This is a genomic window from Streptomyces sp. NPDC006643 (assembly GCF_042870175.1).
Lineage (GTDB): Bacteria > Actinomycetota > Actinomycetes > Streptomycetales > Streptomycetaceae > Streptomyces.
The window spans coordinates 1-17,869 of sequence record NZ_JBIAHA010000016.1 but is presented as its reverse complement, the minus strand read 5'-3'; the positions used below and the strand labels follow the sequence as shown (position 1 = coordinate 17,869).

General features: G+C 68.4%; 14 protein-coding genes, 1 tRNA gene and 1 pseudogene. 7 read left to right on the top strand and 9 right to left on the bottom strand.

Features of this window, described 5'->3' with window-relative positions; genetic code table 11:
- Nucleotides 1–319 precede the first annotated feature (319 nt).
- The 9 genes from ACFYNU_RS21860 to dnaA form a co-directional block, all read right to left on the bottom strand.
- Nucleotides 320–393 (bottom strand) — tRNA-Ile (locus tag ACFYNU_RS21860).
- Nucleotides 394–475: 82 nt separating this feature from the next.
- Nucleotides 476–1,165, bottom strand: a complete 690-nt coding sequence (locus ACFYNU_RS21855) for a DUF3566 domain-containing protein (protein ID WP_356591239.1) — start codon at nt 1,163–1,165, stop codon at nt 476–478.
- An 89-nt stretch (nt 1,166–1,254) separates the two neighbouring features.
- Entirely contained in the window at nt 1,255–3,882 is a 2,628-nt protein-coding gene (gyrA, locus tag ACFYNU_RS21850; protein WP_356591241.1) for a DNA gyrase subunit A, read from the bottom strand.
- A gap of 89 nt (nt 3,883–3,971) precedes the next feature.
- Nucleotides 3,972–6,050, bottom strand: a complete 2,079-nt coding sequence (gyrB, locus tag ACFYNU_RS21845; RefSeq protein WP_356591243.1) for a DNA topoisomerase (ATP-hydrolyzing) subunit B — start codon at nt 6,048–6,050, stop codon at nt 3,972–3,974.
- Nucleotides 6,051–6,675: 625 nt separating this feature from the next.
- On the bottom strand, nt 6,676–7,275 hold the full coding sequence (locus ACFYNU_RS21840; RefSeq protein ID WP_356591245.1) for a DciA family protein: 600 nt from the start codon (nt 7,273–7,275) through the stop codon (nt 6,676–6,678).
- Nucleotides 7,272–8,414 carry a DNA replication/repair protein RecF gene (gene recF / locus ACFYNU_RS21835; protein WP_356591247.1) on the bottom strand — a complete coding sequence of 381 codons (1,143 nt, stop codon included), beginning with the start codon at nt 8,412–8,414 and terminating at the stop codon, nt 7,272–7,274. The genes ACFYNU_RS21840 and recF overlap by 4 nt, the downstream gene beginning before the upstream one ends.
- 50 nt (nt 8,415–8,464) lie before the next feature.
- The gene (gnd, locus tag ACFYNU_RS21830) at nt 8,465–9,403 is read right to left on the bottom strand and encodes a phosphogluconate dehydrogenase (NAD(+)-dependent, decarboxylating) (RefSeq protein WP_356591249.1); all 939 of its coding nucleotides are present in this window, start codon (nt 9,401–9,403) and stop codon (nt 8,465–8,467) included.
- 133 nt (nt 9,404–9,536) lie between these two features.
- Nucleotides 9,537–10,667 (bottom strand): DNA polymerase III subunit beta, encoded by a 1,131-nt coding sequence (gene dnaN, locus ACFYNU_RS21825; protein ID WP_356591275.1) that lies wholly within the window; start codon nt 10,665–10,667, stop codon nt 9,537–9,539.
- A gap of 945 nt (nt 10,668–11,612) precedes the next feature.
- Complete coding sequence (gene dnaA, locus ACFYNU_RS21820) at nt 11,613–13,445, bottom strand: chromosomal replication initiator protein DnaA (protein ID WP_356591251.1); 1,833 nt, start codon at nt 13,443–13,445, stop codon at nt 11,613–11,615.
- Between the two features lie 360 nt (nt 13,446–13,805).
- Here dnaA and rpmH point away from each other — a divergent pair, with 360 nt between their 5' ends.
- The 7 genes and pseudogenes from rpmH to ACFYNU_RS21785 form a co-directional block, all read left to right on the top strand.
- Nucleotides 13,806–13,943, top strand: coding sequence for a 50S ribosomal protein L34 (gene rpmH / locus ACFYNU_RS21815; RefSeq protein ID WP_014047156.1), 138 nt, complete (start codon nt 13,806–13,808; stop codon nt 13,941–13,943).
- An 18-nt stretch (nt 13,944–13,961) separates the two neighbouring features.
- Complete coding sequence (rnpA, locus tag ACFYNU_RS21810) at nt 13,962–14,333, top strand: ribonuclease P protein component (protein WP_356591254.1); 372 nt, start codon at nt 13,962–13,964, stop codon at nt 14,331–14,333.
- Nucleotides 14,330–14,695: a membrane protein insertion efficiency factor YidD gene (yidD, locus tag ACFYNU_RS21805; protein ID WP_023540255.1), complete on the top strand. Its 366-nt coding sequence runs from the start codon at nt 14,330–14,332 to the stop codon at nt 14,693–14,695. Before rnpA ends, yidD begins: the two co-directional genes overlap by 4 nt.
- Nucleotides 14,696–14,698: 3 nt before the next feature.
- A complete protein-coding gene (yidC, locus tag ACFYNU_RS21800) occupies nt 14,699–15,985 on the top strand; it encodes a membrane protein insertase YidC (RefSeq protein WP_356591256.1) in 1,287 nt (428 codons plus the stop codon).
- A gap of 60 nt (nt 15,986–16,045) precedes the next feature.
- The gene (locus ACFYNU_RS21795) at nt 16,046–16,558 is read left to right on the top strand and encodes a R3H domain-containing nucleic acid-binding protein (protein ID WP_329384992.1); all 513 of its coding nucleotides are present in this window, start codon (nt 16,046–16,048) and stop codon (nt 16,556–16,558) included.
- A 110-nt stretch (nt 16,559–16,668) separates the two neighbouring features.
- The gene (gene rsmG, locus ACFYNU_RS21790) at nt 16,669–17,385 is read left to right on the top strand and encodes a 16S rRNA (guanine(527)-N(7))-methyltransferase RsmG (RefSeq protein WP_356591259.1); all 717 of its coding nucleotides are present in this window, start codon (nt 16,669–16,671) and stop codon (nt 17,383–17,385) included.
- 236 nt (nt 17,386–17,621) lie between these two features.
- Nucleotides 17,622–17,869: pseudogene (locus tag ACFYNU_RS21785) on the top strand (cobyrinic acid a,c-diamide synthase); the annotation flags it as partial.

The following is a 17,869-nucleotide window of genomic DNA, read 5'->3' as shown; positions in this document are numbered from 1 at the left end:
TTCCCCTTTGTGTCGGCCGGCCGAGTACCGGCCGACTCGTACGAGTCTTCGGTGCCACTCGCGGCTCCGGCTTCCTCCTGGCCGGTCCCGCTGGCGACATGAGAAACATACGGCGGCACCACACCCCCGACATGGGCCCCAAGGCCCAACCGCAGGCCCAATCGACGGCTTGGGCCCGCACACCTCGCGGCGGCCCACAGGCGACGCACGACAGCGCCCCGATATCGGCCGGGAATGCGCGACACGGCCCCACGCACATACAGAAAGCCCGGCAGATCCTGAGATCTGCCGGGCTTCTGCTCAGCACGTCCAACTCTTGTGGGGCTAACAGGATTTGAACCTGTGGCCTCATCCTTATCAGGGATGCGCTCTAACCAACTGAGCTATAGCCCCGCGCTGCCCCTGAAGATTAGCGCACTCCAGGGCCAGTCCCAAAATCGATAAGGAGGCCGCCCCCGCGCTCTCGCGCGGGCCCTTACTCGTCCTCGGCGAGCGTCAGCTCGACGCCACCCACAAAGCCCGCCGACAGGTTGTAGATGAAGGATCCGAGCGTCGCCAGCGCCGTCGCCAGCACCACGTCGATCACCGCGATCACCGACGTGAAGATGAGCACACGCGGCAGCGAGAGGAACGACTGAAGGTCGAAGCCGTTGCTCTCGTTCGAGCCCGTCGCCTCGCTGATCGTCCCGCCCACCGTCGAGAAGACGCCCATCGCGTCCATGACCATCCACAGCACCGCCGCGGCGATGACCGTGCACACGCCGAGCGCGATGGAGAGCAGGAAGCTGACCTTCATCACCGACCACGGGTCGGCCTTCGCCACCCGCAGCCGGGCCTTGCGCGTACGCGGAGTCGTACGCGCCCCCGTGCGCGGGAGGCGTACGCCCGCGGTCGTGGACTGCCGGCCGCCACTCGTGGATGCCTGTCCGGGCTGGGCGGTGCCCGTGCCCTGCGCCTGTCCTTGGCCCAGCTGGACGTGCGGCTGGGCCTGCGACGGCTGGGCGGCCGAACGTTGCCGTCCGCCCTGCGTGCCCCCGCCCTGTGTCCCCCCGCCCGACGGCGTCGGATACGCCTGCGGCGGGTGGTACGGCTGCGCCGCCTGCTGCTGCGGCTGCTCGGATCCGTACGTCTCGTAGGGGGGCTGCTGCCCCCGGGTGTCGGTCACCGTAACCCCCTGGGAGTCCGTGGCAGGGCCACGGGCACCGTTCGCTCCGGAAGCGGCCGATCCGGCGCCCGTGGCTCCACTCACGCTGTCTACTCCTCGTGCTCCGCGACCGAGGGCTCTGTGCCCTCAGCGTCCTCGGCAGGCGTGGCTCCGTCGGTCACCGGGGCCTCGTCGGCATCATCGCCGACAACCCCTTCGACCTCTTCAGCCTCACGACCGGCCTCGGCATTACGAGCGATGCCGACCACGGCATCGCGCTTGCCCAGGTTGATCAGTTGGACACCCATCGTGTCACGGCCCGTCTCCCTGACTTCGTTGACTCGCGTGCGAATCACACCGCCGCCCAGGGTGATGGCGAGGATCTCGTCCGTCTCCTCCACCACCAGCGCACCGACCAGCGACCCGCGGTCCTCCACGATCTTCGCGGCCTTGATTCCGAGGCCGCCACGTCCTTGAACTCGATACTCGTCGACGTTGGTTCGCTTCGCGTAGCCGCCGTCAGTAGCAGTGAACACGAACGTACCGGGCCGCACCACATTCATCGACAGCAGTTCGTCCCCTTCGCGGAAACTCATGCCCTTGACACCGGATGTCGCCCGCCCCATCGGACGCAGCGAGTCGTCCGTCGCGGTGAACCGGATCGACTGCGCCTTCCTGCTGATCAGCAGCAGATCGTCGTCCGCCGACACCAGCTCGGCACCGATCAGTTCATCGTCCGCCCCCGTGTCCGTCTCACGGAGGTTGATCGCGATCACACCACCGGAGCGGGGCGAATCGTAATCCTTCAGAGACGTCTTCTTCACCAGACCGGCCTTGGTGGCCAGAACCAGATACGGCGCCGCCTCGTAGTCCCGTACGGCGAGGATCTGCGCGATCTTCTCGTCCGGCTGGAACGCCAGCAGGTTGGCCACGTGCTGGCCCCGCGCGTCCCGGCCGGCGTCGGGCAGCTCGTACGCCTTCGCCCGGTACACCCGGCCCTTGTTCGTGAAGAACAGCAGCCAGTGGTGCGTCGTCGACACGAAGAAGTGGTCCACGATGTCGTCCGACTTGAGCTTCGTGCCGCGCACGCCCTTGCCGCCGCGCTTCTGCGAGCGGTAGTCGTCGGTCTTCGTACGCTTCACATAGCCGCCACGCGAGATGGTGACGACGATGTCCTCCTCGGCGATCAGGTCCTCGATGGACATGTCACCGTCGAAGGGCACCAGCTTGGAACGCCGGTCGTCACCGAACTTGTCGACGATCACCGCCAGTTCCTCGCTGACGATCTGCCGCTGCCGCTCCGGCGAGGCGAGGATCTTGTTGTACTCGTCGATCTTCGCCTGGAGTTCGTCGTGCTCGGCGACGATCTTCTGCCGCTCCAGCGCCGCCAGCCGGCGCAGCTGCATCTCCAGGATCGCGTTCGCCTGGATCTCGTCGATCGACAGCAGCGTCATCAGGCCGCCGCGCGCCGTCTCGACGGTGTCGCTGCGCCGGATCAGCGCGATGACCTCGTCGATCGCGTCCAGCGCCTTGAGCAGACCGCGCAGGATGTGCGCGCGCTCCTCGGCCTTGCGCAGCCGGAACCTGGTACGCCGGACGATGACCTCGATCTGGTGCGTCACCCAGTGCCGGATGAACGCGTCGATCGACAGCGTGCGCGGCACACCGTCCACCAGCGCCAGCATGTTCGCGCCGAAGTTCGTCTGGAGGTCGGTGTGCTTGTAGAGGTTGTTCAGCACGACCTTGGCGACCGCGTCGCGCTTGAGCACGACCACCAGCCGCTGCCCCGTACGCGAGGACGTCTCGTCACGCACGTCCGCGATGCCGCCGACCTTGCCGTCCTTCACCAGGTCGGCGATCTTCTGCGCGAGGTTGTCGGGGTTGGTCTGGTACGGCAGCTCCGTCACGACCAGGCACTGCCGGTTCTGGATCTCCTCGACCGCGACGACCGCGCGCATCGTGATCGAGCCACGGCCCGTGCGGTACGCCTCCTCGATGCCCCGACGGCCCACGACCAGCGCGCCGGACGGGAAGTCCGGACCCTTGATCCGCTCGATCAGCGCGTCCAGCAGCTCCTCGTGGGAGGCCTCCGGGTGCTCCAGCGCCCACTGCGCGCCCGCGGCGACCTCGCGCAGGTTGTGCGGCGGGATGTTGGTGGCCATACCGACGGCGATGCCGGCCGAGCCGTTGATCAGCAGGTTCGGGAAGCGCGACGGCAGGACCGTCGGCTCCTGGTTGCGGCCGTCGTAGTTGTCCGTGAAGTCGACGGTCTCCTCGTCGATGTCCCGGAGCATCTCCATCGACAGCGGCATCAGCTTGCACTCGGTGTACCGCATGGCGGCGGCCGGGTCGTTGCCGGGAGAGCCGAAGTTGCCGTTGGAGTCCACCAGCGGCATCCGCATCGACCACGGCTGCGCGAGACGGACCAGCGCGTCGTAGATCGAGGAGTCGCCGTGCGGGTGGTAGGTGCCCATGACGTCACCGACGACGCGGGCGCACTTGTAGAAGCCCTTCTCGGGCCGGTAGCCGCCGTCGTACATCGCGTACAGCACCCGGCGGTGGACGGGCTTCAGACCGTCCCGTACGTCGGGCAGCGCGCGCGACACGATGACGGACATCGCGTAGTCGAGGTACGAGCGCTGCATCTCCGTTTCGAGCCCCACGGGCTCGACACGCATGCCCACGCCTTCCACGGCGGGCACCTCTTCGGGCATCACGGGGGTGTTCTCGTCGGCCATTGCTGGTCAGTGTTCCTTTCGGCCTTTACGAAGCATTCGTCAGCGGTCGTCAGCGGGAGACCGACGAGGATGTCGACGCGGGTGTCGACTCAGATGTCGAGGAAGCGGACGTCCTTGGCGTTGCGCTGGATGAACGAGCGCCGTGCCTCGACGTCCTCGCCCATCAGCACCGAGAACAGGTCGTCGGCCTGCGCCGCGTCGTCGAGCGTGACCTGACCGAGCACCCGGTGGTCGACGTCCATCGTCGTGATGCGCAGCTCCTCGGCGTTCATCTCGCCGAGTCCCTTGAAGCGCTGAATCGAGTCTTCCTTGATCCGCTTGCCGTTCTGCTTGCCCAGCTCGACCAGGGCGTCGCGCTCCCGGTCCGAGTACGCGTACTCGAAGTCGTCCCGGCCCCACTTGATCTTGTAGAGCGGCGGACGCGACAGATACACGTGACCCGCCTCGACCAGCGGGCGCATGAAGCGGAAGAGGAACGTCAGCAGCAGCGTGTTGATGTGCTGGCCGTCGACGTCGGCGTCCGCCATCAGAATGATCTTGTGATAGCGGAGCTTCTCGATGTCGAAGTCCTCGTGCACACCGGTGCCGAACGCCGAGATCAGCGCCTGCACCTCGGTGTTCTGGAGGATCTTGTCGATCCGGGCCTTCTCGACATTCAGGATCTTTCCGCGGATCGGCAGAATGGCCTGATACTGCGGGTTGCGCCCGGACTTCGCGCTGCCGCCGGCCGAGTCGCCCTCGACGATGAAGATCTCGCACTTGGACGGGTCGTTCGACTGGCAGTCACTCAGCTTGCCCGGCAGCGACGCCGACTCCAGCAGGCCCTTGCGCCGGGTCAGATCCCGCGCCTTACGGGCCGCGACACGGGCCGTGGCGGCCTGGATCGACTTACGGATGATGTCGGCCGCCTCATTGGGATGCCGGTCGAACCAGTCCGTCAGATGCTCGTGCACGATCTTCTGTACGAAGGTCTTCGCCTCCGTGTTGCCGAGCTTGGTCTTCGTCTGGCCCTCGAACTGCGGCTCGCCCAGCTTGACCGAGATGATCGCGGTCAGACCCTCGCGGATGTCCTCGCCCGCCAGGTTGTCGTCCTTCTCGCGCAGGAACTTCTTCTCGCGCGCGTAGCGGTTGACCAGGCCGGTCATCGCCGCGCGGAAGCCCTCCTCGTGCGTACCGCCCTCATGCGTGTGGATCGTGTTCGCGAAGGAGTACACCCCCTCGCTGTACTGCGAGTTCCACTGCATCGCGATCTCCACCGAGAGCATCCGCTCCTTGTCCTCGGCATCGATGTCGATGACCGTGGGGTGGATCAGCTCGCCCTTGCGGGAGTTCAGGTACTTCACGAAGTCGACGATGCCGCCCTCGTAGAAGTACGTGACGCTGCGCACCGGCTCCTCGCCGGCCGCCTCGGCGGCGTCCGCGCCCGCGACGTCGGCGCCCACGACGGCCTTGGCCGACTCGCGCTCGTCGGTCAGCTTCAGGGTCAGGCCCTTGTTGAGGAAGGCCATCTCCTGGAAGCGCCGGGACAGCGTCTCGAAGGAGTACTCCGTGGTCTCGAAGACGTCCGGGTCCGCCCAGAAGGTGACCGTCGTGCCCGTCTCGTCCGTCGCCTCGTTCTGCGCCAGCGGCGCCGTCGGCACCCCGAGCTTGTAATCCTGCGTCCAGCGGTGACCGTCGGTCTTGACCTCGACGGCGACCTTCGTCGACAGCGCGTTCACCACGGAGACACCCACGCCGTGCAGACCACCGGAGACGGAGTAGCCGCCGCCGCCGAACTTGCCGCCCGCGTGCAGCACCGTCAGCACGACCTCGACGGCCGGCTTGCCCTCGGACGGGACGATGCCCACGGGGATGCCACGGCCGTTGTCGACCACGCGTACGCCACCGTCGGCGAGGATCGTGACGTCGATGGTGTCCGCGTGCCCGGCCAGGGCCTCGTCGACGGAGTTGTCGACGACCTCGGTCACCAGGTGATGAAGGCCACGTTCACCGGTCGAGCCGATGTACATACCCGGACGCTTGCGGACAGCGTCCAGGCCTTCCAGCACCGTGATGGCACTGGCGTTGTACGAGCCCGTTACCTCGCCGTTCTCACCGGTGGCTACGGACGGAGTGTTCTCGTTGGGGTTGCCGGAATCGGCCACGAAGCGCCCTTTCTGGCACAGCACAGACCGATCTCCGGACAGGCGGGAGCGGCTGCGTCGTTCGGCTTGCGACAGTGTTTGACAGTCTTGGAAGGCGAGTCCCGCCGACGAGGCGGGATTCTCCATCAGTCTACCGGTAGCGGCGACCCGAATGGGGGTTTGCCGGTACCTGAGTCCGCATGTGCCGCCCTGAACCAGCGGCTGCCGACTCCCCATATTCGGGCAGGGGCTCCAAGAGGCTCACACGGGCTTTGAGCGCTTCGGGCTGTCAACCTCCGGCTACCGTGCGGGACACCTCACTCTCCGCAGCCGTACAAGGAGGTCACAGGGCTCTCCGGAAGGGCTCGCGGCAGCGCCGGGAGACGTGTGTGAAGTGGGTCTCGCGGAGGGGCTGTTGGGACTCTCGCGGTGGTCCGCGGAGCCCGTCGGAGTGGCGCGGGACGGCGCGGCGTGGCGCGAAGGTCAACGCCGACGCGGGCCGGTCAGCCGTACGGGGAGACGCGAGAGGGGCTCGGGCAGGGGGCTTCCGGGGCCCGGCGGGGGCGCGGAGGTCGTCGTCGTGTCCCGGCGTACGCCTCCGGGAGCGGTACGTGACCGGGACCCGGCCGGGTATCGCACCGCGCCGGGCGCCCGCGCCGTACCGCCGGCCTCAGCCGTAGGTGTCCCCCGGGCCCTTGCTGCCGGGCGCCCGCAGCGCGCCGAAGCGCCGGGGCGGACCGGCCGGGCCACGCACCTTGATCACCTTCACCGTGCCGTGCCCCAGGTCCTCGTTCAGCCGGGCCACCAGCCGTGGGGCCAGCAGCCGCAGCTGCGTCGCCCAGGCCGTCGAGTCGCAGATCACCGTGAGGATCCGCTCGTCCTCCTCGTACCGCTCCGGCACACAGTGCCTGGCCAGGTCGTCACCCACGATCTGCGGCCAGCGGCCCATCACCCCGCCCACGGCAGCGGGCGTCTCCCAGCCCCGCTCGGTGATCAGACGGTTGATGGCGGCGCCCAGCGACAGCGGGTCACGGCCGTCGGCGCCCGCCCCCGACCGGGGGCCACCACCCCGTCTGACCTGCTTCTTCTGCTGGGCCGCGGCACCACGGGCGCGCGCCTGCTCCTTCGCCGCCCGCAGCGCGACCCGCGCCAGGTCGACACCCGACGACTCGACAGGCGCCGATGCGGCCGACGTCTCCGACGGCGCCGCCGAAGCGGGGTCGGGCAGCGCGGGACCGGTGGGCGCGGCCGGGCGCTCGGGGCCGCTCATGCCCGCTCCACCGTGCCGCCGGCCACCGTGAACCGCACCCCGGCCAGAATGTCCGGCACGTCGTCGTCCACCGCGGCCGTGACCAGCACCTGCTCGCCCGGCGCCACCAGCTCCGCGAGCCGCTCCCGGCGCCGTGCGTCCAGCTCGGCGAAGACGTCGTCGAGGACCAGCACCGGCTCGTTGCCCTCGGCGCGCAGCAGATCGTACGAGGCCAGCCGCAGCGCCAGCGCGTACGACCAGGACTCGCCGTGGCTCGCGTACCCCTTGGCCGGCAACTGGCCGAGCTTCAGCAGCAGTTCGTCCCGGTGCGGACCCACCAGCGTGACCCCCCGCTCGATCTCCTGCTTACGTGTCCCCGCCAGCGCCGCCATCAGCCGCGCGTACAGCTCCTCGCGCGAACGCGGCGCCTCGGCGCCCGCCCCATCCGGGTCGGCGGAGGAGGAACGGTACTCCAGGGCCACCGGACCGCCACCGGGCGCCAGTTGCTCGTACGCCTTGTCCGTCAGCGGCTGCAAGGTCTCGATCAGGTCCAGCCGCTGGGCCAGCAACTCCGCGCCCACCTGGGCCAGATGCTGGTCCCACACGTCGAGCGTGGACAGATCCATCCCGCGTCCGCCGTGCCGCCGCGCCATCGCCGCCGACTTCAGCAGGGTGTTGCGCTGCTTGAGCACCCGGTCGTAGTCCGAGCGCACGCCGGCCATACGCGGGGAGCGCGCCGTGATCAGCTCGTCGAGGAAGCGCCGGCGCTCACCGGGATCGCCCTTCACCAGCGCCAGATCCTCCGGCGCGAACAGCACCGTCCGCACTATCCCCAGCACATCACGCGGTCTGACCTGCGAAGACCTATTGATCCTGGCCCTGTTCGCACGGCCCGGATTGAGTTCGAGCTCGACCAGTTGCGAGCGCTCCCCCTGGGTGACGGCGGCCCGGATCACCGCCCGCTCGGCGCCCATCCGCACCAGCGGGGTGTCCGAGGAGACCCGGTGGCTGCCGAGCGAGGCGAGATAGCCGACCGCCTCGACCAGATTGGTCTTCCCCTGCCCGTTGGCCCCCACGAACGCGGTGACGCCCGGATCGAGCGGCACCTCGATCCGGGCGTACGAGCGGAAGTCGGCCAGCGAGAGATGAGTGACGTGCATGGACGTGCCCGGCCTCCCCTGATCCCGCGCCCCTCCGCGACTGCGAAGGGCTACTTCTTGTTCTTGGGCCCGCCCGGCTTGACGGGCTTACCGGGCTTGCCCGGCGTGCTCTCGTCCGCCTGCTCGACCGCGTGGCCACCGAACTGGTTGCGCAGCGCGGCGACCATCTTCATCTGCGGCGAATCGTCCTGCCGGGACGCGAACCGGGCGAACAGCGACGCGGTGATCGCGGGCAGCGGCACCGCGTGGTCGATGGCCGCCTCGACCGTCCACCGGCCCTCGCCGGAGTCGTCGGCGTAACCGCGCAGGGCGTCCAGGTGCTCGTCGCCGTCCAGCGCGTTGACCGCCAGGTCCAGCAGCCAGGAACGGATGACCGTGCCGTCCTGCCAGGAGCGGAACACCTCGCGGACGTCGGTGACCGAGTCGACCTTCTCCAGCAGCTCCCAGCCCTCGGCGTAGGCCTGCATCATCGCGTACTCGATGCCGTTGTGGACCATCTTCGCGAAGTGGCCGGCGCCGACCTTGCCCGCGTGGACCGAGCCCTTGTCGCCCTCCGGCTTGAGCGCGTCGAAGATCGGCTGGACCTTCGCGACATGGTCCGCGTCGCCGCCGTACATCAGCGCGTAGCCGTTCTTCAGGCCCCAGACGCCGCCGGAGACACCGCAGTCGACGAAGCCGACGCCCTTGATGCCGAGCTGCACCGCGTGCTTCTCGTCGTCCGTCCAGCGGGAGTTGCCGCCGTCCACGACCACGTCGCCGGGGGACAGCAGTCCCGACAGCTCGTCGATCGTCGACTGCGTCGCCGCACCCGAGGGGACCATCACCCAGACGACCCGGGGGCCCTTGAGCTTGCTCACCAGCTCTTCGAGGCTGTGGACGTCGGCGACGTCCGCGTTCCGGTCGTATCCGATGACGGTGTGGCCTGCGCGGCGGATGCGCTCGCGCATGTTGCCGCCCATCTTGCCGAGGCCGACGAGACCGAGCTCCATCAGTGGTTCCTTAAGCGTTGAGCCGACAGTCGTTCAGGCAGGGGCGGGCGGCGCCAGTGCCGCGCGGCCCCGCCCGAGCCTACGCCGGGCCCGCCGGGACGGTCCGTACGACCCAGCCCGGCGGGGGACGCGATCAGCCCGACAGCCGCACCGGCATGATCAGGTACTTGTACGCGTCGTCGGCCTCGGCATCCAGCGCGGGCTTCCCACTGAGGAGCGCGGGCTTGGTGGAGGTCGTGAAGGAGAGCTGTGCGACGGGAGAGTCGATGGCGCTCAGGCCGTCGAGCAGGAACGTCGGGTTGAAGGCGATCGAGATGTCGTCGCCGTCGAGCTTCGCGTCGACCCGCTCCACAGCCTGTGCGTCGTCGCTGGAACCGGCTTCGAGGATGAGCACACCCTGCTCGAAGCTGAGCCGCACCGGGGTGTTGCGCTCGGCGACCAGCGCCACGCGCTTGACGGCCTCGACGAACGGCGCCGTCTCGATCACCGCGACCGAGTTGAACTCCGTCGGGAACAGCGTCCGGTACTTCGGGAGGTCGCCCTCCAGGAGCCGCGTGGTCGTCCGGCGTCCGGCGCCCTCGAAACCGATCAGCCCCTCGCCCGCACCGGAGCCCGAGAGCGCCAGCGTGACCGTGTCACCGCTCGTGAGGGCCTTGGCGGTGTCCAGCAGCGTCTTGGCGGGCACCAGGGCGACCGCGGAGATGTCGGCGACCTCCGGCTTCCACAGGAAGTCGCGGACGGCGAAGCGGTAGCGGTCGGTCGAGGCCAGGGTGACCGTGTCGCCCTCGATCTCGATCCGTACGCCGGTGAGCACCGGGAGCGTGTCGTCACGGCCCGCGGCGATGGCCACCTGGGCGGCGGCGGAGGCGAAGACCTCACCGGGCACGGTGCCGGTGGCGGTCGGCATCTGCGGCAGTGCCGGGTACTCGTCCACAGGCAGTGTGTGCAGGGTGAACCGCGAGGAGCCGCAGACCACCGTCGCCCGTACACCGTCTGTGGAAATCTCCACCGGCCGGTTGGGGAGGGCGCGGCAGATGTCGGCGAGGAGCCGGCCGGAGACGAGGACGGTGCCGTCCTCCTCGACCTCGGCGTCCACCGAGACCTTGGCCGAGACCTCGTAGTCGAAGCTGGAGAAGCTGAGCGCGCCTTCCTCGGCCTTCAGCAGAAGGCCCGCAAGAACGGGCGCCGGCGGACGGGCCGGGAGGCTACGGGCCACCCAGGCCACCGCCTCCGCCAGTACATCGCGCTCCACCCGGATCTTCACCGGAACCGCCTCCTGCTGTTGCTGACTCGCCCTGCCGGCCTTCTTCGTCGTCGGCATGAGCTCACTCCGCCATGGGCAGGGTGAGGTTGCCGGGGACCAGTCTGACGTACGGCACCGACACTCGGTGCTGCTCGGGGTCAAGTCGCGACAACCGGCCGGGAGCGGTCCGGCGCCGAGTTGTGCACAGCACCCACTTCCCAGCAGATTCCCAGGTAACTCCAGGTGTTAGTAGTAGTAGGGCCTGTGGATTCCGTGGATAACGTCGTTTTCGCAGGTCAAGCCCACTTTTTTGTCCACCGGGCCTGTGGGCGCCGTCGGTGGACAACCCCATCGCTCTGTGGACAGCCGAAAGTTCTGCACAGGCGGTGCACAGGGCACCCCTACTTCTCCCCAGGGTCGTCCCCAGCTTTTCCGACGTTCCCCACAGGGTCCGAGGCAACCTCGATGTGACGCCTTTCACTCGACACGGTGAACAGTCGTGTTCTGTTGCCGAACAGTGGACAGCGATGTGGAGAAGCGGGCCGAAGCTGTGGGCAACAGGCCGTCTCCTGTGGGCCGCCGGTGGACAACGGGAGCGCGTGCCTGTGGGTGAGAAAACTGTCCACAGGCTGTGGAGGAAAGTTGGCCACAAATCCCCAGGGGTCTGACCTGGCATGATCGACTTCCGGTCGGCCCGCCTGTGGACGCAGTCTGGACAACTTATCCATCCCCAGGGTGTGGACGGGAGATCGGGCCCTTTTCTGTGGAGAAGCAGCCCTCGACACCCCGTATTCGAACAGCGGTTGAGTGCCCGTCACGCCCCGATGACCCGCCGGATCCGACGCCGACCCGCCGGATCCGACTCCGGCCCGCCGACGGACATGACGAAGGGCGCCCCGGGACGGTGTCCCGAAGCGCCCTGAGGCGTCCTGAGGCCGGCGGCCGACGTGTCCTCGGCCGGTGGCCTCAGCCGTTCTTGATGCGGTTGGTGAGCTCGGTGACCTGGTTGTAGATGGAGCGCCGCTCGGCCATCAGCGCGCGGATCTTCCGGTCCGCGTGCATCACGGTCGTGTGGTCGCGGTTGCCGAACTGCGCGCCGATCTTGGGCAGCGACAGATCCGTCAGCTCACGGCACAGATACATCGCGATCTGGCGCGCCGTCACCAGCACCCGGCTGCGCGACGAGCCGCAGAGGTCCTCCACCGTCAGCCCGAAGTAGTCCGCCGTCGCCGCCATGATGGCGCCCGCGGTGATCTCGGGGGCCGAGTCCTCGCCGCCGGGGATGAGGTCCTTGAGCACGATCTCGGTCAGCCCGAGGTCCACCGGCTGCCGGTTGAGCGAGGCGAACGCCGTCACCCGGATCAGCGCGCCCTCCAGCTCACGGATGTTGCGCGAGATCCGCGAGGCGATGAACTCCAGCACCTCGGGGGGCGCGTTCAGCTGCTCCTGCACCGCCTTCTTACGGAGGATCGCGATACGCGTCTCCAGCTCCGGCGGCTGTACGTCGGTGGTGAGACCCCACTCGAAGCGGTTGCGCAGCCGGTCCTCCAGGGTGATCAGCTGCTTGGGCGGCCGGTCCGAGGAGAGCACGATCTGCTTGTTCGCGTTGTGGAGCGTGTTGAAGGTGTGGAAGAACTCCTCCTGCGTCGACTCCTTGCTCGCCAGGAACTGGATGTCGTCGACGAGCAGGATGTCGACGTCCCGGTAGCGCTTGCGGAAGGTGTCGCCCTTGCCGTCGCGGATGGAGTTGATGAACTCGTTGGTGAACTCCTCCGAACTCACGTACCGCACCCGGGTGCCGGGATAGAGGCTGCGCGCGTAGTGCCCGATGGCGTGCAGCAGGTGCGTCTTGCCGAGTCCGGACTCGCCGTAGATGAAGAGCGGGTTGTACGCCTTGGCCGGAGCCTCCGCGACGGCGACGGCCGCCGCGTGCGCGAACCGGTTGGACGCCCCGATGACGAAGGTGTCGAAGAGGTACTTGGGATTCAGACGCGCGTGGTGCTCACCGGGCCCCGGCGGCGGCGAGGCCTGCGCGCCGAGCGGTCCGGTCGCGCCGCCCCGGCCGCCGTGCCGCGACTGCTGCGGGTCCAGGTCGTGCCGCTCGGGGCGCTGCTGCCGCTGCTGGTCGTAGGGGTGGCTCTCCTGCGGCTGCGGCGGCCGGTAGTCGTGCTGGGGCTGCTGCGGGCGGGCGGTCGCGTACGGGTCACGGTCCTGGAAGCCGCCGAGCCGCTGCTGCTGCCAGGACAGATCCTCCTGCGTACGGGGCCAGGCGCCGGGGTCGGGGCGCTGCTGCTGGTAGTCGGGGTACGCGGGGCGGGCCGTCGGCATGCCGTCGTCGTCGGAGGGACGGCGGCCGTAGGGGTGGTAGCCGCCGTCCGGGCGCATGTCGTCGTGCCGGGGGTCGTCCGGCCGCGGGTCGTCGTGACGGGAATCACGGCCGTCACGCGGATCACGGGCGTCGCGGCCGTCGTCGTGCTGGGAGTTCTGGTAGCGGCTCTGCTGGGGCAGCGGCGGTACGGGGTCGCCGGCCGAGTCGTCGACGGTGATGGCGATACGGATCGGGCGCCCGCACTCGTGGCTCAGGGTCTCGCTGATGAGCGGGGCGAGGCGGCCTTCGAGCACGCGCTTGCCCCACTCGTTGGGCACGGCCAGCAGCGCGGTGTCGGCCACCAGCGCGAGTGGCTGGCAGCGCTCGATCCACTGTTTGTCCTTGGGCTCGACGCCCTGCTGGCCCTCCCTGAGGAGCTGCTCCAGCACTCGTGGCCACACTGCGGCAAGATCGGCAGGTACGTCAGCCACAGGGCACGCTCTCTCGCTGGTCCCACGAATATGTGGTTCTCGGGACGGGGTGGGAAGACCGGCGGAAAAGAATCCGGAGTTCGGCCACGGTAGTCAGGGCACCCACGTGGTTCAAGTTGTTGTCCACAGGCTGTGCATAATGGAACGTGGCAGCCAGCTGGTTTGACCGTATGGCGTAGCCGCGCGTACCGTGACCAGGTCGAGTTGTCGATGGCTGCTGCCGCCTGCCTCCGATGGGCAAGGATCACGATCTGTGGTCGTGAAGCGGTGCACTCGGGCGTAATCGCGAGCTTCTCGTGGGCGCACGGTGACAGCCAGGCGATGTCCCGCCTTCCCAATCATCATCTCTGGAGCCCCCGAGTGAGCAAGCGCACCTTCCAGCCGAACAACCGTCGTCGTGCCAAGACCCACGGCTTCCGGCTCCGTATGCGCACCCGCGCCGGCCGCGCGATTCTCGCGAACCGCCGTGGCAAGGGTCGCGCCAACCTGTCCGCCTGATCGCCAACAGGTTATGACGTGCTGCCTACCGAGAATCGGCTGAGGCGGCGCGAGGATTTCGCGACCGCGGTACGCCGGGGACGCCGGGCCGGACGCCCGCTCCTTGTCGTACATCTACGTAGCGGTACTACGGGCCCGCACGCGCCAGGGGAGAGCGATCCCCCGACGCGGGCGGGTTTCGTCGTAAGCAAAGCCGTGGGCGGGGCCGTCGTACGGACCCGGGTGAAGCGGAAACTCCGTCACCTCATACGCGATCGGCTGTCCCGGCTGGCCCCCGGTAGCCTGGTTGTCGTACGAGCGCTGCCCGGTGCGGGCGACGCCGACCATGAACAGCTGGCCCGAGACCTGGACGCCGCCCTTGAGCGGCTGCTGGGAGGGGGCGCGCGATGAAGTACCCACTGCTGGCTCTGATCAAGCTGTACCAGTGGACGATCAGCCCGTTGCTCGGGCCCGTCTGCCGGTACTACCCGTCGTGTTCCCACTACGGCTACACGGCCATCGACAGGCACGGCGCGATCAAGGGCACCGGTCTGACGGCCTGGCGCATTCTGCGGTGCAACCCGTGGTCGCCGGGCGGCGTGGACCATGTCCCACCGCGCAAGCGCCCGCGGTGGCATGAACTGCTGCGCAACGCGTGGCGCGGCACCAAGGGCGGGCAATCCGCCGCCGGCGTGCCTTCCGGGGGTTCGGCCTCGGCCCCCGAAACTCCGAGTCCGGCCGCAGAGACCTCGTCCCATGCTCAAGGAGCCTGATTAGTGGACACGATTGCCAGTTTCTTCAGTTTCATCACCACGCCAGTCTCGTGGGTCATCGTCCAGTTCCACACGGTGTACGGGGCGATCTTCGGCCCCGACACGGGCTGGGCCTGGGGACTGTCCATCGTGTCCCTGGTGGTGCTCATCCGGATCTGTCTGATCCCGCTGTTCGTCAAGCAGATCAAGTCGACCCGGAACATGCAGGTCCTTCAGCCCAAGATGAAGGCCATCCAGGAGCGCTACAAGAACGACAAACAGCGTCAGTCCGAAGAGATGATGAAGCTGTACAAGGAGACGGGCACGAACCCGCTCTCCTCGTGCCTTCCCATCCTGGCGCAGTCACCGTTCTTCTTCGCCCTGTACCACGTGCTCTCCAGCATCGCCTCGGGCAAGACGATCGGCGTGATCAACCAGTCGCTGCTCGACAGCGCGCGCCAGGCGCACATCTTCGGCGCCCCGCTGGCCGCGAAGTTCACCGACAGTGCCGACAAGGTCGCGTCCCTGGACGCCACGCAGATCTCGGTCCGTGTCGTCACCGCGATCATGATCGTCCTGATGTCGGCGTCGCAGTTCTACACGCAGCGCCAGCTGATGACGAAGAACGTCGACCTCACGGTCAAGACGCCGTACATGCAGCAGCAGAAGATGCTGATGTACATCTTCCCGCTGATCTTCATGGTGATGGGCATCAACTTCCCCGTCGGTGTCCTCGTCTACTGGCTGACCACCAACGTGTGGACCATGGGCCAGCAGATGTACGTGATCAACCAGAACCCGACTCCGGGCAGCAAGGCCCAGGACCAGTACTTGCAGCGGCTGCTCAAGAGCATCTCCACGCACAACGAGGTCCGCTCGAAGCGCCGGCGCAACATCGTCTCGGCGATCGTGGCCAAGGGGCCCGACCGCAACGACAATGAGCGCAAGTTCATCACCAGCCTCTCCAAGACCGGTCTCGTCGCCCAGGCGGACGGCACGGTGATCAAGGGTGAGGTTCTGCCCGAGGGCGAGTCGCACGCGGCGAGGCGGCAGCAGCCCAAGCGCCAGCCCAAGTCGAAGCGGCAGGCCGGCGGCAGCCAGCAGCCCGTGTCGAAGACCTCGGGAACGAAGCCTTCGGACGACGCGGCCGAGGCCGCCGACGCCGCGCCCAAGACGTCGCTTCAGAAGAAGGACGAGCCGAAGGACGGCCAGCCCAAGCAGCCACCGCGCAAGAACGGCAGTGGTGGCGCACGGGCCAAGGCCGGGGCGCGCAAGGGTCAGCAGCGGCCCAAGCACCCGACCAAGAAGTAAGCGCAGCTCCCCGAAGCCCGTAGAGCCCGTAGCAAGCCCGTAGTAAGAAGGAGTCCATCCGTGTCGGAAGGCACCATCTCCGCCGCCGCCGAGGGTAGTGACACCCTCACCCGTCTTGAGCAGGAAGGCGAGATCGCGGCCGACTATCTCGAAGGTCTGCTCGACATCGCCGACCTCGACGGTGACATCGACATGGACGTCGAGGCCGACCGGGCCGCGGTTTCGATCATCAGCGATGTGAGCGGCCGTGATCTTCAGAAACTCGTCGGGCGGGACGGCGAGGTGCTCGAAGCGCTCCAGGAGCTGACGCGCCTCGCGGTGCACCGGGAGACCGGAGACCGCAGCCGGCTGATGCTGGACATCGGAGGCTTCCGGGCGAAGAAGCGCACGGAGCTGGCCGAGCTGGGTGCCAGGACGGCCGACGAGGTGAAGAGCACCGGCGAGCCGGTGAAGCTGAACCCCATGACGCCCTTCGAGCGCAAGGTCGTGCACGACGCCGTCGCGGCGGCCGGACTGCGCAGCGAGTCCGAGGGCGAGGAGCCGCAGCGCTTCGTCGTTGTGCTCCCTGCCTGAGCGGTCTCCCGGTTCTCGGCCCCGTCTGTCCACAGACGGGGCCGACGTTTGTCAGCCAGACAGTGACTGTGAGCCACACTCGGGTGGTTCAGTACGGAAGGACGGTTCCCGTGACGGAGGCAGCAGAGGTTCCCCCTGCGCCGGACGAGGCGAGGACGGTGTTCGGAGAATCCTTCCCGGCCGCTGTCCGGTACGCGGAGCTCCTCGCTGACGCGGGAGTCACACGCGGTCTCATCGGGCCGCGTGAGGTGCCACGGCTCTGGGAGCGGCACCTGATGAACTGCGCGGTGCTCTCCGAGGTCGTACCCGAGGGCGTGAGCGTCTGTGACGTCGGCTCGGGGGCCGGACTGCCGGGGATCCCGCTGGCGCTCGTGCGCCCCGATCTGCGGATCACGCTGCTGGAGCCGCTCCTGCGGCGGACGAACTTCCTCCAGGAAGTGGTCGAGCTGCTGGGCCTGGACCATGTGACGGTCGTACGGGGACGGGCCGAGGAAGTACTCGGGACGCTCCAGCCCGTCCATGTGGTGACGGCGCGTGCCGTGGCCCCGCTCGACCGGCTGGCCGGCTGGGGCGTACCGCTGCTGCGCCCGTACGGCGAGATGCTGGCGCTCAAGGGCGACACAGCCGAGGAGGAGCTGAAGGGCGCCCGGTCGGCGCTGAGCAAGCTCGGTGTGATCGATTCCTCGGTGCTGCGGGTCGGTGAGGGTCTGGTGGATCCGCCGGCCACCGTGGTGCGCGCGGAGGTCGGGGAGAGCCCCGGCGGGGTGCGGTTCGCGACGAAGCGCGCCAAGGCCGCCCGCGCGGACCGGGCGCGCCGCCGTCGGTGATGCTCCATAGAAGCAGCCCTGGCCATCGACTGCGGAGTGTCGTAACGGTCTAGCCCTGCGGCAAGTGCATCGTGTTTCACGTGAAACGTCGCTCACTGTTGCAGGGCATTATCGATCGAGGTCGAGCCGCTTCCGCACCACGGGGCAAGAAACCCCTCGTAAGAGGTACCGGGTTGGCCACAGATACGGATTCATCCACAGAACCACGGGCCTCGCTGGTTCCCGACCCCGAAAGCATGGCAGGCTCTCCTCATTGCGAGCCTGAAGTCGAGGAGAGTGAATCCTTGCGGTCCGACGCCAACATCGCGGGACCGATGACCGATCCGGTCCCCGGCCCCCGTTCCGAGTCGTCGGGGGGGGGGGGGTGTGGGGGGAAAAAACCCCCCCCCCCCCCCCCCACCCCCCCCCCCCCCGGGCGGCCCCCGCGGGGGGGGGGGGCGGGGGCGGGCCGGGGGGGGCCCCCCCCCCCCCCCCCCCCCCCCCG

Bases quoted from the DNA above. Each gene is read 5' to 3' on its own strand.
- yidD (WP_023540255.1), top strand. From the start codon at position 14,330: ATGAAGTACCCACTGCTGGCTCTGATCAAGCTGTACCAGTGGACGATC.
- ACFYNU_RS21840 (WP_356591245.1), bottom strand. From the start codon at position 7,275: ATGAGCGGCCCCGAGCGCCCGGCCGCGCCCACCGGTCCCGCGCTGCCC.
- gnd (WP_356591249.1), bottom strand. From the start codon at position 9,403: ATGGAGCTCGGTCTCGTCGGCCTCGGCAAGATGGGCGGCAACATGCGC.
- recF (WP_356591247.1), bottom strand. From the start codon at position 8,414: ATGCACGTCACTCATCTCTCGCTGGCCGACTTCCGCTCGTACGCCCGG.
- gyrA (WP_356591241.1), bottom strand. From the start codon at position 3,882: ATGGCCGACGAGAACACCCCCGTGATGCCCGAAGAGGTGCCCGCCGTG.